Source organism: Pseudomonas sp. LB3P31 (assembly GCF_054897945.1).
Window position 1 is genome coordinate 2199365 of record NZ_CM142710.1, and the last position, 20226, is coordinate 2219590.

Genomic DNA, 20226 nt, shown 5'->3' on the forward strand with positions numbered 1-20226 from the left:
TAATAGCAAACTCACCAGTCCAGTATTAAAGCGAAGAATGTCCAACAATCTTTCAGCCCCAAACGGTCCTGGCCGCCCCAAGGACCTGGCCAAGCGCCAGGCGATCCTCGATGCGGCGAAAATCCTGTTCCTGAGCAACGGCTACGCCAACACCAGCATGGACGCGGTGGCGGCTGAGGCCGGGGTGTCAAAGCTCACGGTGTACAGCCATTTCAACGACAAGGAGACGCTATTTTCTGCTGCTGTCATGGCCAAATGCGAAGAGCAACTGCCGACGCTGTTTTTCGAATTGCCTGACGGCATTGCGGTAGAAACGGTGCTGTTGAACATTGCCCGGGGTTTTCATCAACTTATCAATAGCGATGAATCGGTGAACCTGCATCGCCTGATGATGACGCTGGGTAGCCAGGACCCCAAGCTCTCGCTGATCTTCTTCGAAGCCGGCCCGGAGCGCATGCTGCATGGCATGGAGCGGCTGCTGGGCAGGATCAACCTGAGCGGCGCGCTGAGCATCGATAAACCGCGCAACGCCGCCGAGCACTTCTTTTGCCTGCTCAAGGGCGCGGGGAATTTTCGCTTGTTGTATGGCTGTGGCGAGCCGCTGGCCGGGGAGGCGGCGGAGAGTCATGTGCGGGAAGTGGTTGGGTTGTTTATGCGGGCTTATCGGCCGGAATTAGCCTGAAAGATTGTTGGTGTCAGCACCGGCGCCATCGCGAGCAAGCCCGCTCCCACATTGGGTTGATGTCACACCACAAATCCCTGTGGGAGCAGGCTCCATTGATGTCACACCACAAATCCCTGTGGGAGCAGGCTCCATTGATGTCACGCCACAAATCCCTGTGGGAGCAGGCTCCATTGATGTCACACCACAAATCTCATGTGGGAGCGGGCTTGCTCGCGAAGGGCGCAACGCGGTCTCAAGACTTAAGCGCCTTCTTCGGATAAATATCATACCGACTCGATTTCCCGTCCAGCGCATGGCTAGGCTTCGGCCCGGCAATGCACGGTGCCTTGCGTGGGCGCTTGACCACCACGCGATGGCTGGCCAGTGCCAGCGCCGCTTCGAGCAGAGCCGGCGCATCCAGGTCATCGCCCACCAGGGGCCGGAACAGGCGCATTTCCTTCTTCACCAATGCGGTCTTCTCGCGGTGCGGAAACATCGGATCGAGGTAGATCACCTGCGGCGGCTCGCCCTCCCAGTTGCGCATCACCTCGATTGAATTGCCCTTGAGCAAGCGCATGCGCGCCACGATCGGCGCCACGTCGAAATCCTCCGCCGCCCGCAGCAGGCCATCTTCCAGCAAGGCGCCGATCAGGGGCTGGCGTTCGATCAGGCTCATCTCGCAACCCAGGCTCGCCAGCACAAATGCATCCTTGCCCAAACCTGCCGTAGCATCCAGCACCCGCGGGCGCACACCCTGGCCGACGCCCACTGCCTTGGCAATCATCTGCCCGGTGCCACCGCCAAACAAACGCCTATGCGCAGCACCGCCCTCGACGAAATCCACCCGCACCGGCCCCGGCGCATCGGGCCCGAGCTGTTGCAGCTGCAACCCCTGCTCGCCGATCTGCAGGGCGAACTCGGCGTCGACGACCTGCAACGGCAAACCCAGGCGCTCGGCCCATTGTTCGGCCTGTGGCTGGAAAGTCGTGCCCAGGGCTTCAACATGGATGCGGCAGGCCGCCGGTTGCTCAATCATGGAAAACATACTCAAAAAATTAATGATCGGCAAAAACGGCCGATAACCAAACTATCGAGCATTTTGCCAGAGCTGAGCGTCGACCGAGAGAAATGTCAGACATTCAACCCATCATCAGCGGCTTTATCTCGCCCTACGGCGATTACAGCCTGCGAAATTCCCAAGCACTGAGCGGCGTCAGTCACCTGTGGCAGGATTTTTTTGCCCGGGCCCTGGCGGATCAGTCGAAGGAAGATGTGCTCCCGGCTTCGCTGGATTTCCCGCCGGTGGATCTCGACAGCCCGGTGGAACCCACCGTCGGCAGCGACCTGTTGGCGCACATCGTGTCCCAGCGCGAATGCAATGTGCAGGACAACGAAGTACGCCCACCGGAGCCGTTGTTCCTGCCAATTGCCGAGTTCGAGATGGACCTGGCTGACAAACCCTTCCCGCCATTCCCGAAAGAAGAAATCGTCGCCCAGCAAAAACAGCAGGACTTCGATAGCGCCTGGGTTCGCCCCATCGTGCTCAACGCCGGTCAGCCCGTGGCAGATACCGGCCCGGCGCCACAACAGCGCCCGCTGCGCCTGCCGATTGCCGAATTCGAACTCGAGTTGCTGGACAAACCCTTCCCGCCTTTCTCGCCTGAAGAGCTGGTGGACCAGCAGAAGAACTTCGATTTCGATATCGGCTGGGCCCGCCCGATCGTCCTGCACAACCTGCGCATCGCCGCCTGACCCTCAGCGGCACACCGACCACGGCCCGACATCGACATGAAAGTGATTGCGATGGGCGGCGTTGTAATCCGGGCTCAACACCACACTGAACAGCTCGCAGGCACCGTCGCGAACCTGACGCAGGAACTGCGCGTCCTGATTATCTTTCGGCCAATCCTTGAGCACGCTGATCGATCGCCCATCCGCCAGCCGGAAACCCGCAATATCCAGCGCATCGGCGGAAGCGTGCTGACTGCGCCGGGCATTTTCGCGCCCGTAGACATTGCGACAAGCGAAGCTGCCCAGGTGATCGACTCGCGCCACAGCCTGCCCGTAGATCGCCTGAGCTGTCGGCTGCAGCGCGTGGCGCTCGAATAGTGCGAAGGATACGGCCAGCCGGCAACTGGCGAGGAAACTGCTGCTCAGGGCCACCTCGCCGCCCTGCACTCGCCAGGTATTGCTCAGCGGGCAAGTCGCACCCGGGCTGTCGGCCTGGCGGCTCACGCGCAGGCCGGAACTGGCCAGTGCCTGCTCACACAACTGCGGATCGGACCGCAGGCGCATGAGTTTGTAGCGAGTGAGGAAATTCGGTGCAGCGGCAACGTCCAGCGGCGCCCAGGGATTCCATTGCGGCGGCACCACTAACCAGCCGCGCCAGACGCCGGCAGCCGTTATGCCGAAGATCAACAGCAGCACCAGCCACCAGCGCAACCGCATCGTCAGTCCTTGAACAGTTGATTGGCCTGGGCGTACGGCATCGACCGTGAAGTGAAATCAAACGTGCCGGCGTCCCTGATCTCCTGCGCGGCGCGGAAAAACTCGCCATAGGCCGCCAGGGCCAGCGCCGAACCAACACTGATGCGTTTGACGCCCATGTCGTTGAGCTGCGCGACCGTCAGCTTGAGACCGCCGGACATCAGTACATTCACCGGCTTGGGCGCCACGGCCCGGACCACTGCCAGCACGTCCTCGGCGCTGCGCAAACCGGGTGCATAAAGCACGTCGGCGCCGGCTTCGGAGTACGCCTGCAAACGGCGGATGGTGTCGGCCAGGTCAGGGTTGCCGTGCAGGAAATTTTCCGCCCGGGCCGTCAGCATGAACTTGAATGGCAGGCTACGAGCGGCTGCAACTGCGGCTTCGATGCGCGCCACGGCATGTTCGAAGCAATAGATCGGCGCATCTTCGCGCCCCGTCGCGTCCTCGATCGAACCGCCGACAGCCCCGGCCTCTGCTGCACGCAGAATACTTTGCGCAGATTCGACAGGATCGTCGGCGAAGCCGTTTTCCAGATCTACCGCCACCGGCAGGTCCGTCGCCGCAGCGATCGCCCGGACGTTGGCCAGGGTGTCGTCGAGGCTCAGCCCGCCATCGGGGCGAGCATTTGAGAAGGCATAACCGGCGCTGGTGGTGGCCAGTGCCTGGTAACCCAGGCTGGCGAGCATTTTCGCCGAACCGGCGTCCCACGGGTTGGGAATGACAAAAGCCTCGTCGCGTTCGTGCAGCGCTTTGAACGCCTGGGCTCGAAGGGTTTGCGCATCCATTGGCAGGCTCCTGAAAAAGACCGAAACGCGCTTCAGAGCAAACCAAGTTGCTCGGCGGCGGGCTCTCTGTATAGCTCAGGCAGCGGCGGCAGGCCAGGTAAACGCAGCATCAGTTGAGTGTGGAAACGTTGCGCGAGTTTCGCCGCCAGCAGGTTGTCGGCGGTGTGCAGGAAGATATAGGGCGTGCGCCCTTCCTCGATCCACTGGGCGATTTTTGCCACCCAGGGCACCAGGAATGGATCATTCGCCTCAAGCTGCGGATGACCGATAAAGCGTACCTGGGGGCATTGCGTGAACGCAGCAGGACGGGTCGCCACGTTGGGCTTTTTCGCCTGGGCATCCAGGACTGCAGGATCGGTCGAGGTGCAGCTGAACAGTGCGCGCGGATCGAGGCAGATACGTTCAGTTGCACGATCGCGCAACAAGTTATTGAGCATCCGCTCGCTGTCGCCCTTGGCGAAGAACTCGCGATGGCGCACTTCCACCGCTATCGGCCGCTCCAGCGCATCAAGGAATCCGGCCAGCTCGGGCAAGCGCTGCGGAGTGAAGCTCTTCGACAGTTGCAACCATAGCGGCGAGACCCGCTCACCCAGCGGGCTGAGCAACTGCAGGAAGGTCTCGGCGGCGGTCAATTGGTCGCGCAGATCGCCGTTGTGGCTGATGTCGCCAGGAAACTTGGCAGTGAAGCGAAAGTGCTCGGGCATGCTCTCGGCCCAACGCTGCACGGTGGCGGCAGCCGGACTCGCGTAAAAGGTCGTGTTGCCTTCAACGGCGTTGAAAACCTGGGAATACAACGACAGGAACTCGTTGGGCTTGGCGTCTTGCGGGTAGAAGTAATCGCGCCAGGCGTTTTCACTCCAGGACGGACAGCCGAGGTAATAGGGCAGCAACATCAGATGTACAGGTCGAGGCCCAGCACATCTGCATCCCAATCCACAAAACCGGCAGTGCTGAGGTAGCTGGCCAGGGCCATGGCGACACTCTTGCTCATGGCGCGGTGGTAGAGCATGTCCTGGGGACGGGCCGGCAAATTGCTCGCTCGCTGGGCGGAGGCTTTGGCGGCGCGGGCAGCCTGTTGCTCTTCGGAGGGATATTCCAGTTCGCCATCGATATCGACCGGCTCGTCTTCCACCACAGTGCTCTTACGCTGTTGGCGCTTGATGGGGTAGGACTGAGAGGAAAAGCCGTCTATACGCATAAAGTCATGCTCGGTATCGATGATGGCAGTTTAGTGGCTCGCAGAGCTCTTCGCAAACTGCCGAGTGATAACTAGAACACAGAAAAGGTAAAAGGTTTAAAAGCCGGGGGATAAATCGACGATTGGCTGTGTCTTTGAGGCCGCCTTCGCGAGCAAGCCCGCTCCCACAGGGGACTGTGTCGCATACAGACTCAGTGACAACACGAACCCCTGTGGGAGCGGGCTTGCTCGCGAAGAAACCAACCTGTTCTCAAAACTTACCGCGCTTTAGGCGTCGCCACCTTGTCGCGCAAATAAACCGGCTGCGCCTCATCCGCCACAATCGCCTCACCCCGTTTCCAGGCAAAACGCGCCAGGGTCAGCAGGTCTTCGGCGTGCGGCAACATGCCCGCATCCTGCCCGACCAGCTCAACGCCAATGCGCTCGGCATAACCCCAACCAGTACCGGCACCAAACCACTCGCCGCTGGCATCGGCAGGCAACGCCGTCACTTCCGGAGGCAGCACCGCTTCGTTTCCGACCAGGCGCATCTCCCCCGCCGTCTCGCGGTAGCAGCCCCAATACACTTCATCCATCCGCGCATCGATGGCAGCCGCCACCTGGGTGGCGCCATGTTCGCGCAAGGCGCGCTGGGCCAGCACGGCCAGGTTGGACACCGGCAGCACTGGACGATCCAGGGCAAATGCCAACCCCTGTACCACGCCGATGGCGATCCGCACGCCGGTGAAAGCACCCGGCCCACGGCCGAAGGCGATGGCGTCGACCGCCTGCAAGGTGATGCCGGCGTCTGCCAGCAACTGCTGAATCATCGGCAACAGCTTCTGCGCATGCAGGCGCGGGATCACCTCGTAATGGCTCGTGACCTTGCCGTCATGCAGCAAGGCAACAGAGCAAGCTTCAGTCGCGGTGTCCAGGGCCAGCAAGGTGCTCATCAATGTTTCCGTAAGAGAGTCAGAAAAAGTGCATCAGTATAAACAACTACGGCCCGCAAGCGGGCCGTAGAAGATCAAGCGTGTATCAGCTCAGTGCTTCAAGCACCTTGCCAGTGATCGCTTCGACCGAGCCAACGCCAGCGATGTGGCTGTACTTCGGCTTGCCGTCGGTTTTGGCCGACAGTGTCTGGTAGAACTCCACCAGCGGCTTGGTCTGGGAATGATAAACCGACAGGCGATGACGAACGGTTTCTTCGGTGTCGTCCTTGCGCTGCACCAGGTCTTCGCCGGTGATGTCGTCTTTACCAGCGATTTTCGGCGGGTTGTAGACGGTGTGGTACACGCGGCCGCTGGCCTCGTGAACGCGACGACCGGCGATCCGCTGCACGATTTCTTCGTCGTCGACAGCGATCTCAACCACGTGATCCAGTTCCACGCCGGCTTTGACCAATGCTTCAGCCTGGGGAATGGTGCGCGGGAAACCGTCGAACAGGAACCCGTTAGCGCAATCAGCCTGGCTGATGCGTTCCTTGACCAGGTTGATGATCAGGTCGTCGGAGACCAGGCCGCCGCTGTCCATGACGCTCTTGGCGATCAGGCCCAGCTCGGTGCCAGCCTTGACCGCTGCACGCAGCATGTCGCCAGTGGAGATTTGCGGAATGCCGAACTTCTCGGTGATGAACTTCGCCTGAGTACCTTTACCGGCCCCGGGAGCTCCCAGCAGAATGACGCGCATCGATGTGCTCCTCAATTTTTTATATGGATAACGTCAGATTCGCCTCATGGGGCCAATCTCAAAAATAGGGTCGTGACCGCCCAAACGGCCAAAGGCTGATCAAGATACACAGCAGGCCCTGCCCACACAAGCCGCCGAAAGTCGGAGAAACCCGCGCCTTGCGTGACTTTGCGGCGGGGTACCCCAAGTCGCAACCCCATCACTAACTGTCGCCTGACCGCACTTTCCGACAGACATCCTGCACCTGTTGCAGGTGCAGGATGCCACCACAAAAATGTTAGCCAGTGTTACGCAAACCAGCGGCAATTCCCGCTACAGACACCAGCAACGCCTGTTCTACCGGGCTGCCCTGGCTGACTTCCTGCTGTCGCGAGCGCGCCAGCAGCTCTGCCTGCAATAGATGTAGCGGGTCGAGGTAAGTGTTGCGCAAGCGGATGAATTCGAGGGTGGCCGGGCTGTGTGCCAGCAGCTGGGACTGACCGGTCAACCCCAGGACCACGGCGCAAGCCTGCGACAATAGGTCGCGTAAGTGCGCGCCCAATGGCAGCAGATCCGGCTCGACCAGACGCTCGTCGTAGGAACGGGCGATATCCGCGTCGGCCTTGGCCAATACCATCTCCAGCATGTCGATGCGCGTACGGAAGAACGGCCACTGTTCGCGCATCTGCCCCAACAGCTCACCTTCACCACGTTCCAGGGCCTTGCTCAGTGCCGCTTCCCAGCCGAGCCAGGCCGGCAGCATCAAGCGAGTCTGGGTCCAGCCGAAGATCCACGGGATCGCCCGCAGGCTTTCAATACCACCGGCACGGCGCTTGGCCGGGCGACTGCCTAACGGCAGGCGGCCGAGTTCCTGCTCCGGGGTGGACTGGCGGAAGTACTCGACGAATTGCGGATTCTCCCGCACCACGGCGCGGTAGGCTTTGACGCCGTCGGCGGCCAGTTCGTCCATCAGATCGCGCCAGGCCGGCTCCGGTGGTGGTGGCGGCAACAGCGTCGCCTCGAGCACGGCCGCCAGGTACAGGTTGAGGTTCTGTTCGGCGATATCGGGCAGGCCGAATTTGAAGCGGATCATCTCGCCCTGTTCCGTGGTACGGAAACGCCCCGCCACGGAGCCCGGCGGCTGCGACAGAATCGCCGCGTGAGCAGGGCCACCGCCACGGCCCACGGTGCCGCCGCGACCGTGGAACAACAGCAGCTCCACTTGCTGTTCGCGGCAAATGTCGACCAGGCGTTCCTGGGCTCGATACTGCGCCCAGGCCGCTGCCGTGGTGCCGGCGTCCTTGGCCGAGTCGGAATAGCCGATCATCACTTCCTGCGGGCCGTGCAGACGCGCGCGATAGCCGGGCAACAGCAACAGTTTTTCAATCACCGGGCCGGCGTTGTCCAGGTCGGCGAGGGTTTCGAACAGTGGCACCACCCGCATCGGCCGCAGTACTCCGGCCTCCTTGAGCAGCAGCTGCACGGCCAGCACGTCCGAGGCGGCGCCCGCCATGGAGATCACATACGAGCCCAACGAAGCGCCCGGTGCGGCGGCAATTTCGCGGCAGGTCGCCAGCACTTCGGCGGTATCAGCCGACGGTTTGAAGTACGGCGGCAGGAGCGGCCGGCGGTTATTCAGCTCGCGCATCAGGAAGGCGATGCGCTCTTCCTCACTCCAGTCTTCGTAGCGTCCGAGGCCCAGGTAGTCGGTAATTTCGGTCATGGCTGCCGAGTGCCGCGAGGAATCCTGGCGCACGTCCAGGCGTACCAGGAACAGGCCGAAGGTCACCGCCCGACGCAGGCAGTCGAGCAAAGGCCCGTCGGCGATTACACCCATGCCGCACTCGTGCAGCGACTGATAACACAGCTCCAGCGGGTCCAGCAGATCGCGATTGTCCTGCAACACCTCGGCCGATGCCGGCGTGCTGGCCGTCAGCGAAGCATGGGCCCAGCTGCGCGTGGCACGCAGGCGTTCACGCAGTTGCTTGAGTACCGCGCGATAGGGTTCGGCACTGTCGCCGGCCTTGGCCTTGAGCGCAGCGCTGGCCTGCTGCATCGACAGCTCCGCGGCCAGGTGGTCGATGTCGCGAACGAACAGGTCTGCGGCCATCCAGCGCGCCAGCAGCAACACTTCGCGGGTGACGGCCGCCGTGACATTCGGGTTGCCGTCGCGATCGCCACCCATCCAGGAGGCGAAGCGGATCGGCGCGGCTTCGAGGGCCAGGTGCAGCCCGGTGGCGTCGAGCAGGGCCTTGTCGGCCTTGCGCAAATAATTCGGAATGGCCTGCCACAGCGAATGTTCGATCACCGCAAAGCCCCATTTGGCTTCGTCTACCGGGGTCGGGCGGGTGCGGCGAATTTCCTCGGTGTGCCAGGCTTCGGCGATCAGGCGCTGTAATCGGGACTGGATCTGCTCGCGTTCGGCAGTCGTCAGGTCGCGATGATCCTGGGCAGCCAGTTGCGCGGCAATCGCGTCGTATTTCTGGATCAGCGTGCGCCGCGCCACTTCGGTCGGGTGCGCGGTCAGCACCAGCTCGATTTCCAGCCGGCCCAACTGTCGCGCCAACGCTTCGGCACCATGCCCTTCGGCGAGCAAGCGTGCGAGCAATTCTGGCAGCACGCGGGTTTCAAAAGGTGCAGGCCGGGACTCTTCGCGCCGGTGAATCAACTGGTATTGCTCGGCGATATTGGCCAGGTTAAGGAACTGGTTGAACGCCCGCGCAACCGGGAGCAATTCCTCTTCGCTCAACTGGTTGAGGCTGGCGCTCAGCTCGGCGTCCATCGAGCCACGACGGTCGGCCTTGGCGCCTTTGCGAATCTGCTCGATCTTGTCGAGAAAGCCATCGCCATACTGCTCACGGATGGTGTTGCCCAACAGCTCACCCAGCAGGTGAACATCCTCGCGCAAGCGTGCATCAATATCGGTCATCAGCAGTTCTCCAGCGAAAAATCCGGGCGGCCATGAGCTTCAAGAGTGCCGCTCCAGACCGTTTCTGACAAGCAGACGACGAAGGGACTGTAAACCTTCAGTGTTGGAGCTAGTCTGAAGAGTAAGCCGTACAACGGCTTGCCGCCGACCACAGGTGGGTATTTTCCGGCCTGCCACGAGCAGGCATGCAATGAGGTTCTCATGAAAATTCGCGAGCTCGCCCAGCATTGGGAAGAAAACGCCAAAGGCCGCCTGACCGACACCGGCTACCGGATTCACCTGGACATGGAAGCCGCCGCCCGGCTTGCGGCAATCACCGAAATGTACCCCAAACGCCAGCCCGAGGAACTGCTCGGAGAGCTGATCGGTGCTGCACTGGAGGAGCTTGAGAAAAGTTTCCCGTATGTGAAAGGGTCGACGGTTGTTGCGACGGATGAAGAAGGTGATCCGCTGTATGAAGATGTCGGTTCGACACCGCGTTTCCTGGCGTTGTCACGGCGGCATCTTCACGATCTGGCGAGCGGTGGCGACAAACCCAAACACTGATCCACCGACCGCGGACCTGTAGGAGTGAGCCTGCTCCGGGCGGCGTTCCGACGATGGCGATTGCACATTCAAAAATCATGTGACTGACCCACCGCCATCGCGAGCAGGCTCACTCCTACAGTGGCGGTCACAAAATCCCGCGAATACCCCCGCGCCACCCCAAAGTTCCCCCTCCAAAGCCATGACCAATCGGTCAGATATTTTTTCAGGCGATAGGCCATCTGTTCTGAACTTTTGAAAAACGCCTCCGGTCGTACCCTGTAACCACGCCTGGGACGGCCGTTTCAAAACGCCTGTAGAAACCAGTGGTACGGCTCCTTGCCCAGGATGGATTTTCAAGTTTTTCAGGAGTATTTCCAATGGAGTTGAAGACCATGAAGACCAGCATCGCCAAATCCCCGTCTACCCACCTGCGCGGTCTGAAAATGGCTGCACTGGCAATCGGCACCAGCTTCGTTCTGGCCGGTTGCGCGGGCAACCCGCCGACCGAGCAATTTGCCGTGACTGAATCGGCGGTCAACAGCGCCGTCAGCGCTGGCGGTACCGAATTCGCCGCAGTGGAAATGAAGTCGGCGCAGGACAAACTCAAGCAAGCCGAACTGGCCATGCACGACAAGAAGTACGACGAGGCCAAGGTTTTGGCTGAACAAGCCGAGTGGGACGCCCGCGTAGCGGAACGTAAAGCCCAGGCAATGAAGGCCGAACAGGCCGTCAAGGACTCTCAGAAAGGTGTTCAGGAACTGCGTCAGGAAAGCCAGCGCACCGTGCAGTAAGCGCGCATCCAGACCCCAGACCTGAAGCTCTAATCGATAGAAAGGACGACTTATTATGCGTAAACAATTGATGATCCCTGCTCTCCTGGCCGCAAGCGTTGCACTGGCAGCCTGCTCCACTCCGCCTAACGCCAACCTGGAGAACGCCCGCACCAACTACACCGGCCTGCAGACCAACCCACAGGCGAGCAAAGTCGCGGCGCTGGAGACCAAGGAAGCCAGTGACTACCTGGACAAGGCAGACAAGGCTTACCTGAACAAGGAAGACGCGTCCAAAGTCGACCAGCTGGCTTATCTGACCAACCAGCGCGTTGAAGTGGCGAAGCAGACCATCGCCCTGCGCACCGCTGAAGCCAACCTGAAAAACGCTTCGGCGCAACGTGCACAGGCTCGCCTGGATGCCCGTGACGCGCAGATCAAACAGCTGCAGGACAGCCTGAACGCCAAGCAGACCGATCGCGGTACGCTGGTCACTTTCGGTGACGTGCTGTTCGCCACTGACCGTGCCGATCTGAAATCCAGCGGCCTGGTCAACATCAACAAACTGGCGCAGTTCCTCCAGGAAAACCCGGACCGTAAAGTGATCGTCGAAGGCTACACCGACAGCACCGGTACCGCGTCCCACAACCAGTCGCTGTCCGAGCGTCGTGCCGCTTCGGTCCGCACTGCCCTGGTGAAAATGGGCGTTGATCCAGCGCGCATCGTTGCCCAGGGTTATGGCAAGGAATACCCGGTTGCTGAAAACGGCAATGCTTCGGGTCGTGCAATGAACCGTCGAGTGGAAGTGACCATTTCCAACGACAACCAGCCGGTGATCCCGCGCTCGGCTGTCAGCTCGAACTAAGCTTCGCGCAGAAACGCAAAAGCCCCGCCTGAGTCGATCAGGCGGGGCTTTTTCATTGTTGATCAAAAGATCAAAAGATCAAAAGATCAAAAGATCAAAAGATCGCAGCCTTCGGCAGCTCCTACAGGGTTCTCGCGATCCTCGTAGGAGCTGCCGCAGGCTGCGATCTTTTTTTGCAGGCGCTACGGTTCCAGCTTCTGCGGAGTTTCCTGGCCCACGCAACGCACTGCTTTTTTCTTGTTGTCGACCAACACGCCTGTCAGGCCTTTCTGCTCGGTGTCGAACATCACCAGCACGCCATCGATGCACTGGGCGACTTGGGCCGCCGGCTGCAGGGAGACCTTGTAGTCTTCGCCCGGGACGGTCTTGAGCATGGTGAATTCGCTCAGCAGCAGTGCGTCTTCAGGCTTGGCGAAGTGCAGGTAGCCGTACCACCACAGGGCGGCGACCGTGCCGAGGATGCTGCAGATACCGGTGATGATCAGCGGGATGGCATTACGTTCTTCACTCATTGCGGACTCTCTGGTGGTTCATTTTCAGAATTCGGCGGTGCCGGGTAATTCGGGATCTCGCCCAGGCGGCGCAGCCCGTCGAAATGTTGTGGATCTTCGAGGTAGCGCAGCATGACTTTGCGCCAGACCGGGTCGCCGAACGTCTGCACATGACCACCCCGGGTCAGTTGCAGCACACGCGGCGGCGGCGAAGCTTGATACAGAAGGATGCCGTTGGAAAGAGGCACGATCGGATCGTCGACGCTGTGGAAGATCAATTTGGGCACGCCATTGAGCTGCGCCATGGAGTTGATCGCGCTGTCGCCGTCCGGCACCAGCCAGGACAACGGCACCTGCAATGGCCAGGTCAGCCAGGAGGTGCTCAGGGCAAATTGGCCGACACTGCGGTAGCTGGCGGGGACGCCGTCGAGGACAAACGCCTTGAGCTGCTTCTGGCGCTGCGGGTGCTGGACCAGGTAATGCACGGCCATCGAGCCACCGAGACTCTGGCCGAGAAGGATCAGCGGTTTACCTTTCACCTCGGGGGCCTGGTCGAGCCAGTTGAAGGCGGCATCGATGTCCTGATAGATCGCCGGCAGGCTCGGCTCGCCTTCGGACAGGCCATACCCGCGATAGTCCACCAGCAACACCTGGTATCCCTCTTCCGGCAACCACCAACTGCCACCCAGGTGCATCGGCAGGTTACCGCCGTTGCCGTGCAGGTGCAGCACCGTCCCCTTGACCTCAACGCCCTGCTTCGTCGGCAGCCACCAGGCGTTGAGCTTGAGACCGTCGGCAGTGACCAGGGTGACTTCGCGGTATTCGAGCTTGGCTTTGGCCGGGGTAAAGATCTGCCCGGGTTCGGGGTAGAAGAGCAGAGAGCTGCAACCGCTCAGGGTCAGGAGAAGGCAGATGATGCCGAGGATTCTCATCCGTTGAAGCCCCGCGAATTTGAATTGGAATACGTAACCCTGTAGGAGTGAGCCTGCTCGCGATGGCGGTGTGTCATTCGAAATCAATTTGGCTGACACACCGCCATCGCGAGCAGGCTCACTCCTACAGGGATCTTCATTGTTCAGAGGATGTTGGAGTAATCCGCCTCAATCCGGTCCAGACTCAAGTGATTGAGGAAGTTCGAGAAGCACATCCACGCCGATAACGCGTTCATGTCACGAAACTGCTCCGGCAGGTATTTCGGCGGTACCACCAGTCCTTCATCCACCAGCTGACGCAACGTTCGCATGTCTTCCAGCGTGGTCTTGCCGCAAAACAGCAACGGAATCTGCTCCAGCTTGCCTTTACGCACGGCCAACTGAATGTAGTTGTAAACCATGATAAAGCCCTTGAGATAGGACAAATCTTTGGTAAATGGCAGGCCGGTCGGTATCGAACCGCGGAACACCCGGCTGGCGTTGCCATAGCTTTCGGCCATTTCAAAACCCTGCTCGCGGAAGAACTCGAACACCTGCAGGAAGTCTGCGCCCTCCTCCACCATGTGGATGGCGCGGGTGCGGTTGGTCAGTTTGCGCAACCGGCTTGGGTAGGAGGCGAAGGTGATGATCTCCATGAGGATCGCCAGGCCTTCCTGGGTCACGGTCGACGATGGCGGCCCCTTGGACAGGAAGGTGCAGATCGGCTGGTTCAGGCCGTTGAGGGTGGTGCCGACGTGCACCAGCCCTTCGTGAACTTCCAGGGCACGCACGTCGCGCTCGTTGAACATCGCATCGGTGCGGATCTTGATGTAGTCCGCACCGGCCGCCGCGTCTGCGACGATGCCATCGGATTCAAATACCCGAATAGTCTCCTCAGCCTCGCCGAACACCTTGCTCAAGCGGGTTTGCAGCAGGTTCACCGCGTCCTTGGCAGTGAGGATTTTTGGCTCGTCCTTGAGATCGCCACGGCCATCAATGTTGTTCAGGTAATCGGACAGCATCAAACCGAGGTCGGACAAGGTCGGGTCGCCCGCGTGAAATGCATCGGACGCGGCGCCGTACAGTTCCTGGGAAATCAACCCGAAGTCTTCGGTGCCGCGCGCTTCCAGCATGCGCACCACCATCCGGTATTCCTTGCACATGCGCCGCATGATCTGGCCGACCGGGTTGAACTGGCCGAGCTGGCGGGTGATATCGCGCTCGATGTTCTGGAATTCCAGTTTGACTTTGCTGGAGTCGAAAGACAGTGGCCGATTGAGGTAGTAGTCACGGTCCACCGCCGGCATTTCCTTGCCCTTGGCCTTGAGGAAACCCTTGCGGATGCCATCGTCCCACTTCACCGCGTCGAGGACGCGAATCGGCGTCTGTGCCAGCACAATGCGATCGGACAAAATGCGTATCGTCTGCTGGTAATCGTCCACCCGAAACTCCTGTAGTAAAACCGTTCAGTACTGGGTTTATTTGGCTTTGGCCAGGCGCTGGTAGCGCACGGCTTCGACAAACACGTCGGAATTGGCTGGATCGTCCAGGTAGGCGAATACCTCGGCCATGCTGTTGTTGATCAGCACGCCATCGCCATCATCCGTCTGGAAGCCCTGGCCGCTAAGGGATTTCTGCCCCAGGGCCTGGTTGATCTGTTCAAGGTCGAGGTTATAGACCACCAATTCGCGCTGCTCGTTGAGCTCGAAACCGGCGATGATGAAATGACCGCCGAATTGCGCTGGCGCCTGCGCCGACAAATACCAGCGATCGCCATGCCGCGACACGGTAAACGGATAGGCTTCGCGCGTTTTGGGTGTGGCCTTGAAATAGCTGACGGCCTGGTAACGAGCATCGCCAATGCGCGTCAGTTCCAGGTTCATCGGTTCGCCCCAGGCATTGGTACTGGTCCATCTGCCTAGCAGGCCCTTGGGCGCGGGATCGCTCTGGGCCAGCGGCTCCTTGAAGGATACCAGGCAGCCACTGAGCAACAGGAACGACAAGGCGATCACAACGACACGCCAGGTTTTCATTCAGTACTCCCTATGAACACACACCACCGAGCCCTGTAGGAGCTGCCGAAGGCTGCGATCTTTTGATCTTGCCTTGCAGCAGTGCCAGGAAGATCAAGATCAAAAGATCGCAGCCTTCGGCAGCTCCTACGGGGGATCGCATTACACCGACGCCAACACCAGGTGCATGTAACGGTTGAGGATCCCGAGCATCTCGGCTTCCGCGGCAGGCTCGGCGTCGTTGAGCAGGCCCTGATATTCCATCCGTCCGATAATCGCCGTCAACACCTTGGCGTCCTGTTGTGGCTCACGCGATCCCAATACCTGGAACAGCTGACACGTACCCTGCAACAGAATCTGCTGATGCGAGCGCACCAGTTCCGCCAGGCGCGGGTTCAGCAGTGCCTCCTGGCGGAACGCCTGCTCGGCCATCAGGTGCTCGCGACGATTGACCAGTTGCCGATGCACATAGTCCGCCATCAGCCGCGCAATATCATCCGCCAGATGCGAGCGCGACTCCGGGCTGCCGTCGCCGCGGACCACCATCTGCCGCAACAGCCCCTCGTTGTTCACCCACAGCTTGGCCATGAACGCCGCACTGCGCTCTACGTATTGAGCGAAGGTATCGGTGAGCAGGTCATCGATGTCCTTGAAATAGTAAGTCGTCGCTGACAACGGCACGCTCGCCTCCGCAGCCACGGCGCGATGGCGCACGGCCCGCACGCCATCGCGCACGACGATGCGCATCGCTGCATCGAGAATGTCCTGTCGACGCTGTTCGCTGCCCTGTCGGCTGGCCTTGCGACCCTGGTACTGAACACTTTCAGCGACCGCAGTGGCGATCCCCGCCGCACCTTCTTGAGCTATTGCACGATTCACGACAGGTCTTTCCTCTCAGATGAAAGCAACAAATTGATACGTTTGTACCAGACAGGCAATAAAAAGCCGCCTTGGAAGGCGGCTTTTTAATTAAAACACTTACGCTTGCGGCCGCATGTGCGGGAACAGGATCACATCGCGGATCGACGGGGAGTTGGTCAGCAACATCACCAGACGGTCGATGCCGATACCCTCACCCGCCGTTGGCGGCATGCCGTACTCTAGCGCGCGCACGAAGTCGGCGTCGTAGTGCATGGCTTCGTCGTCGCCGGCGTCTTTGTCGGCCACCTGTGCCATGAAGCGCTCGGCCTGGTCTTCCGCGTCGTTCAACTCGGAGTAGGCGTTGGCGATTTCACGACCACCGATAAACAGCTCGAAGCGGTCGGTGACGTTCGGGTTGTCATCGTTGCGACGGGCCAGCGGCGACACTTCGAACGGGTACTGGGTAATGAAGTGCGGCTGCTCCAGCTTGTGCTCGACCAGCTCTTCGAAAATCATCACCTGCAGTTTGCCCAGGCCTTCGAAGCCCAGCACCTTGGCGCCGGCTTTCTTGGCGATGGCGCGGGCCTTGTCGATGTCATTCAGATCATCGGCCGTCAGCTCAGGGTTGTACTTGAGGATCGAGTCGAACACCGACAGGCGTGCAAACGGCTCGCCGAAGTGGAACACCTTGTCGCCGTAAGGCACGTCGGTGGTGCCGAGGACCAGCTGGGCCAGTTCCCGGAACAGTTCTTCGGTCAGGTCCATGTTGTCTTCGTAGTCGGCGTACGCCTGGTAGAACTCCAACATGGTGAACTCAGGGTTGTGCCGGGTCGAGACGCCTTCGTTGCGGAAGTTGCGGTTGATCTCGAAGACCTTTTCAAAACCACCGACCACCAGGCGCTTGAGGTACAGCTCCGGCGCGATGCGCAGGTACATGTCCATGTCGAGGGCATTGTGGTGGGTTTCGAACGGCTTGGCCGCCGCACCGCCAGGAATGGTTTGCAGCATCGGCGTCTCGACTTCGAGGAAGTCACGCTGCATCAGGAAGCTGCGTATGTGCGCGATGACTTGCGAGCGAATGCGGAAGGTCTGGCGCACGTCATCGTTGACGATCAGGTCAACGTAACGCTGGCGATAGCGCGACTCGGTGTCGGTCAAGCCGTGGTGCTTGTCCGGCAGCGGGCGCAGGGATTTGGTCAGCAGGCGCACGCTGGTCATTTCAACGTACAGGTCGCCCTTGCCGGAACGCGCCAGGGTGCCTTCGGCGGCAATGATGTCGCCCAGGTCCCAGGTTTTCACCGCGGCCAGGGTGTCTTCGGACAGGGTTTTACGGTTGACGTAAACCTGGATACGACCGGACATGTCCTGGATCACCATGAACGAGCCACGGTTGAGCATGATGCGACCGGCAACCTTGACCGGGATTGCAGCCTCAGCGAGCTCTTCCTTGGTCTTGTCCGCGTACTGTTTCTGCAAATCTTCGCAGTAGTTGTCGCGGCGGAAGTCGTTCGGGAAGGCATTGCCCTTGGCGCGCTCGGCGGCAAGCTTTTCCTTGCGCAGGGCGATCAGGGAGTTTTCTTCCTGTTGCAGGGCTTGCGGGTCGAGTTCTTGGTCGCTCATGTCTTTAAGTATTCCATCAGGTTCATTGTCCCCAGCCTGCGGCTGGGGATCGCGGGCAAGCCCGCTCCCACAGGAATCGCGGTGTTTCAGGCGATTCCGCATTGCATGTGTTACAGGCCTTGTTTCAGGCTCGCCACCAGGTATTCGTCGATGTCGCCGTCGAGCACCTTGTCGCAGTCGCTGCGTTCGATGTTAGTGCGCAAATCCTTGATTCGCGACGCATCGAGTACGTAGGAACGAATCTGGTGACCCCAGCCGATGTCCGACTTGGTGTCTTCCAGAGCCTGCGAAGCAGCGTTGCGTTTCTGCACTTCCTGCTCGTACAAGCGCGCCCGCAACATTTTCATCGCGGTGTCTTTGTTGGCGTGCTGGGAGCGTTCGTTCTGGCAGCTGACCACGGTGTTGGACGGTACGTGGGTGATACGTACGGCCGAGTCAGTGGTGTTTACGTGCTGACCACCGGCACCGGAGGAGCGGTAGGTGTCGATGCGCAGGTCCGACGGGTTGATGTCGATTTCGATGTTGTCATCGATTTCCGGCGACACAAACACGGCCGAGAACGAGGTGTGGCGACGGTTGCCGGAGTCGAAAGGACTCTTGCGCACCAGGCGGTGCACGCCGATTTCGGTACGCAGCCAGCCAAAGGCGTATTCGCCCTTGATGTGCACGGTAGCGCCCTTGATCCCGGCAACTTCACCGGCGGACAGCTCCATGATGGTCGCGTCGAAACCGCGCTTGTCAGCCCAGCGCAGGTACATGCGCAGCAGGATGTTGGCCCAGTCCTGGGCCTCGGTGCCGCCAGAACCGGCCTGGATGTCCAGGTAGGCGTTGTTGGCATCCATCTCACCGCTGAACATCCGGCGGAATTCAAGTTTTTCCAGGGACTCGCGCAGGCGCTCGACTTCGGCGGCGACGTCATCGACGGCGGCCTGGTCTTCTTCCTCGGCGGACATCAGCAGCAGGTCCTTGGCGTCGGCCAGGCCCGAGTGCATCTCGTCGAGGGTTTCTACGATCTGCGCCAGCAGGGAGCGCTCGCGCCCCAGTTCCTGGGCGTAGGCAGGGTTGTTCCAGACACTCGGATCTTCAAGCTCGCGATTGACTTCAGTCAGACGCTCATGCTTTTGATCGTAGTCAAAGATACCCCCGAATAGTTTCGGAGCGCTCGGACAGGTCCTTGATGCTGTTAAGGATCGGGTTGATTTCCATAGCGGGCAGCACTCGTTGGCGAACTTTTGAAAGCCGGCGAGTATACCGTAATCAGGCTGTCACGGCAGCCCGCCTGGCGGCTTTAAGGGTGAATGATTTGCCCTGTTGATCCCTGTAGGAGTGAGCCTGCTCGCGATAGCGGAGGGTGAGCCAACAAAAATGTTGAATGTCAGACCGTCATCGCGAGCAGGCTCACTCCTACATTACGAAATGCCGACCTGATTACGCCCATTGTGCTTGGCCAGATACAACCCCTTGTCCGCCGCCAGGATCAATTGCCGGCAATCGGTGCCCTGCTGCGGCGTGATGGTCGACAGGCCGATGCTGATAGTCAGACTGGAACCTTCAGCCGGTGCAATGTGCGGGATTTTCAGGCCCGCAACGGTCTGGCGCAGTTTTTCCGCGACCAGCCGGGCGCCGCCTGGCGAGGTGTTGGGCAGCACCAGGGCAAACTCTTCTCCGCCGTAGCGCGCCGGCAGGTCGGACGGTCGACCACTGGCATCGCGGATCGCCAGGGCGACCTTGCGCAAGGCTTCATCGCCCTCAACATGGCCGAAGCTATCGTTGTAGGACTTGAAGTAGTCGACGTCGATCATCAGCAACGACAGCTGGGTCTGGTCCCGCAGCGACCTTCTCCACTCCAGCTCCAGGTATTCATCGAAATGCCGACGATTCGACAGGCCGGTCAGGCCGTCGGAGTTCATCAGGCGTTGCAGCACCAGGTTGGTGTCGAGCAATTGCTGCTGGCTTACCCGCAGCGCCCGATACGCCGCATCCCGCTGCAGCAGGGTCATGTAGGAGCGTGAGTGATAGCGGATGCGCGCCACCAGCTCGATGTTGTCCGGCAGCTTGACCAGGTAGTCGTTGGCGCCGGCGGCAAACGCCGCGCTCTTGATCAGCGGGTCTTCCTTGGTCGACAGGACGATAATCGGAATGTCCTTGGTCGACGGGTGATTGCGGTACTCGCGCACCAGGCTCAGGCCGTCGAGGCCGGGCATCACCAGGTCCTGCAGGATCACCGTCGGCTTGATCCGGATAGCCTGGGCAATGGCCTGGTGCGGATCGGAGCAGAAGTGGAAATCGATATTTTCTTCGTGCGACAACCCGCGCCGCACGGCCTCGCCGATCATCGCCTGATCGTCCACCAGCAACACCATGGCGGCGTTTTCGTCGGTCTTGAAGTCGTCGAGCTGTAATTCATTCATGTGCGATCACCTGAGTACTACTTGGGCCCGGACTGCTGATAAAGGTC

Annotated in this window: 21 protein-coding genes; 5 read left to right on the forward strand and 16 right to left on the reverse strand. The window is 60.4% G+C overall.

Features of this window, described 5'->3' with window-relative positions; genetic code table 11:
* The first annotated feature begins 37 nt into the window (after window positions 1-37).
* Window positions 38-682, forward strand: a complete 645-nt coding sequence (locus tag ACYZTK_RS10025) for a TetR/AcrR family transcriptional regulator (RefSeq protein ID WP_462014288.1) — start codon at window positions 38-40, stop codon at window positions 680-682.
* Between the two features lie 235 nt (window positions 683-917).
* Here ACYZTK_RS10025 and ACYZTK_RS10030 read toward each other — a convergent pair whose 3' ends face one another.
* Window positions 918-1700: a class I SAM-dependent methyltransferase gene (locus ACYZTK_RS10030; RefSeq protein WP_462014289.1), complete on the reverse strand. Its 783-nt coding sequence runs from the start codon at window positions 1698-1700 to the stop codon at window positions 918-920.
* A gap of 92 nt (window positions 1701-1792) precedes the next feature.
* Here ACYZTK_RS10030 and ACYZTK_RS10035 point away from each other — a divergent pair, with 92 nt between their 5' ends.
* Complete coding sequence (locus tag ACYZTK_RS10035; protein ID WP_462014290.1) at window positions 1793-2416, forward strand: energy transducer TonB; 624 nt, start codon at window positions 1793-1795, stop codon at window positions 2414-2416.
* A gap of 3 nt (window positions 2417-2419) precedes the next feature.
* Here the strand turns inward: ACYZTK_RS10035 and ACYZTK_RS10040 are convergent, their stop codons facing one another.
* The 7 genes from ACYZTK_RS10040 to ppc form a co-directional block, all read right to left on the reverse strand.
* Window positions 2420-3112, reverse strand: a complete 693-nt coding sequence (locus ACYZTK_RS10040; protein WP_462014291.1) for an extensin-like domain-containing protein — start codon at window positions 3110-3112, stop codon at window positions 2420-2422.
* A 2-nt stretch (window positions 3113-3114) separates the two neighbouring features.
* On the reverse strand, window positions 3115-3936 hold the full coding sequence (locus tag ACYZTK_RS10045; RefSeq protein WP_462014292.1) for an isocitrate lyase/PEP mutase family protein: 822 nt from the start codon (window positions 3934-3936) through the stop codon (window positions 3115-3117).
* A 32-nt stretch (window positions 3937-3968) separates the two neighbouring features.
* Window positions 3969-4829: a DUF72 domain-containing protein gene (locus ACYZTK_RS10050; protein WP_462014293.1), complete on the reverse strand. Its 861-nt coding sequence runs from the start codon at window positions 4827-4829 to the stop codon at window positions 3969-3971.
* A complete protein-coding gene (locus ACYZTK_RS10055) occupies window positions 4829-5134 on the reverse strand; it encodes a hypothetical protein (RefSeq protein WP_462014294.1) in 306 nt (101 codons plus the stop codon). Before ACYZTK_RS10055 ends, ACYZTK_RS10050 begins: the two co-directional genes overlap by 1 nt.
* Window positions 5135-5391: 257 nt before the next feature.
* Window positions 5392-6066 (reverse strand): tRNA (adenosine(37)-N6)-threonylcarbamoyltransferase complex dimerization subunit type 1 TsaB, encoded by a 675-nt coding sequence (tsaB, locus tag ACYZTK_RS10060; RefSeq protein ID WP_462014295.1) that lies wholly within the window; start codon window positions 6064-6066, stop codon window positions 5392-5394.
* An 85-nt stretch (window positions 6067-6151) separates the two neighbouring features.
* Window positions 6152-6802 carry an adenylate kinase gene (adk, locus tag ACYZTK_RS10065; protein ID WP_462014296.1) on the reverse strand — a complete coding sequence of 217 codons (651 nt, stop codon included), beginning with the start codon at window positions 6800-6802 and terminating at the stop codon, window positions 6152-6154.
* A 277-nt stretch (window positions 6803-7079) separates the two neighbouring features.
* Window positions 7080-9710 (reverse strand): phosphoenolpyruvate carboxylase, encoded by a 2631-nt coding sequence (ppc, locus tag ACYZTK_RS10070; RefSeq protein WP_462014297.1) that lies wholly within the window; start codon window positions 9708-9710, stop codon window positions 7080-7082.
* 201 nt (window positions 9711-9911) lie between these two features.
* On the opposite strand from ppc, the gene ACYZTK_RS10075 reads away from it, so the two are divergent.
* The 3 genes from ACYZTK_RS10075 (at window position 9912) to ACYZTK_RS10085 (ending at window position 11873) form a co-directional block, all read left to right on the forward strand.
* Window positions 9912-10256: a pilin assembly protein gene (locus ACYZTK_RS10075; RefSeq protein WP_462014298.1), complete on the forward strand. Its 345-nt coding sequence runs from the start codon at window positions 9912-9914 to the stop codon at window positions 10254-10256.
* A gap of 359 nt (window positions 10257-10615) precedes the next feature.
* Entirely contained in the window at window positions 10616-11029 is a 414-nt protein-coding gene (locus ACYZTK_RS10080; RefSeq protein WP_247288361.1) for a DUF4398 domain-containing protein, read from the forward strand.
* Between the two features lie 55 nt (window positions 11030-11084).
* On the forward strand, window positions 11085-11873 hold the full coding sequence (locus tag ACYZTK_RS10085) for an OmpA family protein (protein ID WP_462014300.1): 789 nt from the start codon (window positions 11085-11087) through the stop codon (window positions 11871-11873).
* 182 nt (window positions 11874-12055) lie between these two features.
* Here the strand turns inward: ACYZTK_RS10085 and ACYZTK_RS10090 are convergent, their stop codons facing one another.
* The 8 genes from ACYZTK_RS10090 to ACYZTK_RS10125 form a co-directional block, all read right to left on the reverse strand.
* The gene (locus ACYZTK_RS10090) at window positions 12056-12385 is read right to left on the reverse strand and encodes a hypothetical protein (RefSeq protein WP_462014301.1); all 330 of its coding nucleotides are present in this window, start codon (window positions 12383-12385) and stop codon (window positions 12056-12058) included.
* Window positions 12382-13296: an alpha/beta hydrolase gene (locus tag ACYZTK_RS10095; RefSeq protein ID WP_462014302.1), complete on the reverse strand. Its 915-nt coding sequence runs from the start codon at window positions 13294-13296 to the stop codon at window positions 12382-12384. The genes ACYZTK_RS10090 and ACYZTK_RS10095 overlap by 4 nt, the downstream gene beginning before the upstream one ends.
* Window positions 13297-13439: 143 nt before the next feature.
* Window positions 13440-14717 (reverse strand): flavohemoglobin expression-modulating QEGLA motif protein, encoded by a 1278-nt coding sequence (locus ACYZTK_RS10100; protein ID WP_462014303.1) that lies wholly within the window; start codon window positions 14715-14717, stop codon window positions 13440-13442.
* Between the two features lie 36 nt (window positions 14718-14753).
* A complete protein-coding gene (locus tag ACYZTK_RS10105) occupies window positions 14754-15308 on the reverse strand; it encodes a hypothetical protein (protein ID WP_462014304.1) in 555 nt (184 codons plus the stop codon).
* 141 nt (window positions 15309-15449) lie between these two features.
* On the reverse strand, window positions 15450-16166 hold the full coding sequence (locus ACYZTK_RS10110; protein ID WP_462014305.1) for a TetR/AcrR family transcriptional regulator: 717 nt from the start codon (window positions 16164-16166) through the stop codon (window positions 15450-15452).
* A gap of 99 nt (window positions 16167-16265) precedes the next feature.
* Window positions 16266-17768, reverse strand: coding sequence for a lysine--tRNA ligase (gene lysS, locus ACYZTK_RS10115; protein WP_462014306.1), 1503 nt, complete (start codon window positions 17766-17768; stop codon window positions 16266-16268).
* A 110-nt stretch (window positions 17769-17878) separates the two neighbouring features.
* Window positions 17879-18974 (reverse strand): peptide chain release factor 2 gene (gene prfB, locus ACYZTK_RS10120; protein ID WP_122837662.1). Its coding sequence is split into 2 segments (ribosomal slippage): window positions 17879-18901 and window positions 18903-18974, totalling 1095 coding nucleotides; the frame shifts between segments, so codons are not numbered across the junction.
* A 203-nt stretch (window positions 18975-19177) separates the two neighbouring features.
* Window positions 19178-20179, reverse strand: coding sequence for a diguanylate cyclase domain-containing protein (locus tag ACYZTK_RS10125; RefSeq protein ID WP_462014307.1), 1002 nt, complete (start codon window positions 20177-20179; stop codon window positions 19178-19180).
* Window positions 20180-20226: the final 47 nt, after the last annotated feature.

Excerpts from the sequence above, each read along its gene's own strand:
- ACYZTK_RS10125 (WP_462014307.1), bottom strand. The coding sequence starts at position 20,179 with ATGAATGAATTACAGCTCGACGACTTCAAGACCGACGAAAACGCCGCC.
- ACYZTK_RS10045 (WP_462014292.1), bottom strand. The coding sequence starts at position 3,936 with ATGGATGCGCAAACCCTTCGAGCCCAGGCGTTCAAAGCGCTGCACGAA.
- ppc (WP_462014297.1), bottom strand. The coding sequence starts at position 9,710 with ATGACCGATATTGATGCACGCTTGCGCGAGGATGTTCACCTGCTGGGT.
- ACYZTK_RS10090 (WP_462014301.1), bottom strand. The coding sequence starts at position 12,385 with ATGAGTGAAGAACGTAATGCCATCCCGCTGATCATCACCGGTATCTGC.
- lysS (WP_462014306.1), bottom strand. The coding sequence starts at position 17,768 with ATGAGCGACCAAGAACTCGACCCGCAAGCCCTGCAACAGGAAGAAAAC.
- ACYZTK_RS10030 (WP_462014289.1), bottom strand. The coding sequence starts at position 1,700 with ATGATTGAGCAACCGGCGGCCTGCCGCATCCATGTTGAAGCCCTGGGC.
- ACYZTK_RS10080 (WP_247288361.1), top strand. The coding sequence starts at position 10,616 with ATGGAGTTGAAGACCATGAAGACCAGCATCGCCAAATCCCCGTCTACC.
- adk (WP_462014296.1), bottom strand. The coding sequence starts at position 6,802 with ATGCGCGTCATTCTGCTGGGAGCTCCCGGGGCCGGTAAAGGTACTCAG.
- ACYZTK_RS10105 (WP_462014304.1), bottom strand. The coding sequence starts at position 15,308 with ATGAAAACCTGGCGTGTCGTTGTGATCGCCTTGTCGTTCCTGTTGCTC.
- ACYZTK_RS10085 (WP_462014300.1), top strand. The coding sequence starts at position 11,085 with ATGCGTAAACAATTGATGATCCCTGCTCTCCTGGCCGCAAGCGTTGCA.
- ACYZTK_RS10075 (WP_462014298.1), top strand. The coding sequence starts at position 9,912 with ATGAAAATTCGCGAGCTCGCCCAGCATTGGGAAGAAAACGCCAAAGGC.
- ACYZTK_RS10040 (WP_462014291.1), bottom strand. The coding sequence starts at position 3,112 with ATGCGGTTGCGCTGGTGGCTGGTGCTGCTGTTGATCTTCGGCATAACG.
- ACYZTK_RS10025 (WP_462014288.1), top strand. The coding sequence starts at position 38 with ATGTCCAACAATCTTTCAGCCCCAAACGGTCCTGGCCGCCCCAAGGAC.
- ACYZTK_RS10095 (WP_462014302.1), bottom strand. The coding sequence starts at position 13,296 with ATGAGAATCCTCGGCATCATCTGCCTTCTCCTGACCCTGAGCGGTTGC.
- tsaB (WP_462014295.1), bottom strand. The coding sequence starts at position 6,066 with ATGAGCACCTTGCTGGCCCTGGACACCGCGACTGAAGCTTGCTCTGTT.
- ACYZTK_RS10035 (WP_462014290.1), top strand. The coding sequence starts at position 1,793 with ATGTCAGACATTCAACCCATCATCAGCGGCTTTATCTCGCCCTACGGC.
- ACYZTK_RS10050 (WP_462014293.1), bottom strand. The coding sequence starts at position 4,829 with ATGTTGCTGCCCTATTACCTCGGCTGTCCGTCCTGGAGTGAAAACGCC.
- ACYZTK_RS10055 (WP_462014294.1), bottom strand. The coding sequence starts at position 5,134 with ATGCGTATAGACGGCTTTTCCTCTCAGTCCTACCCCATCAAGCGCCAA.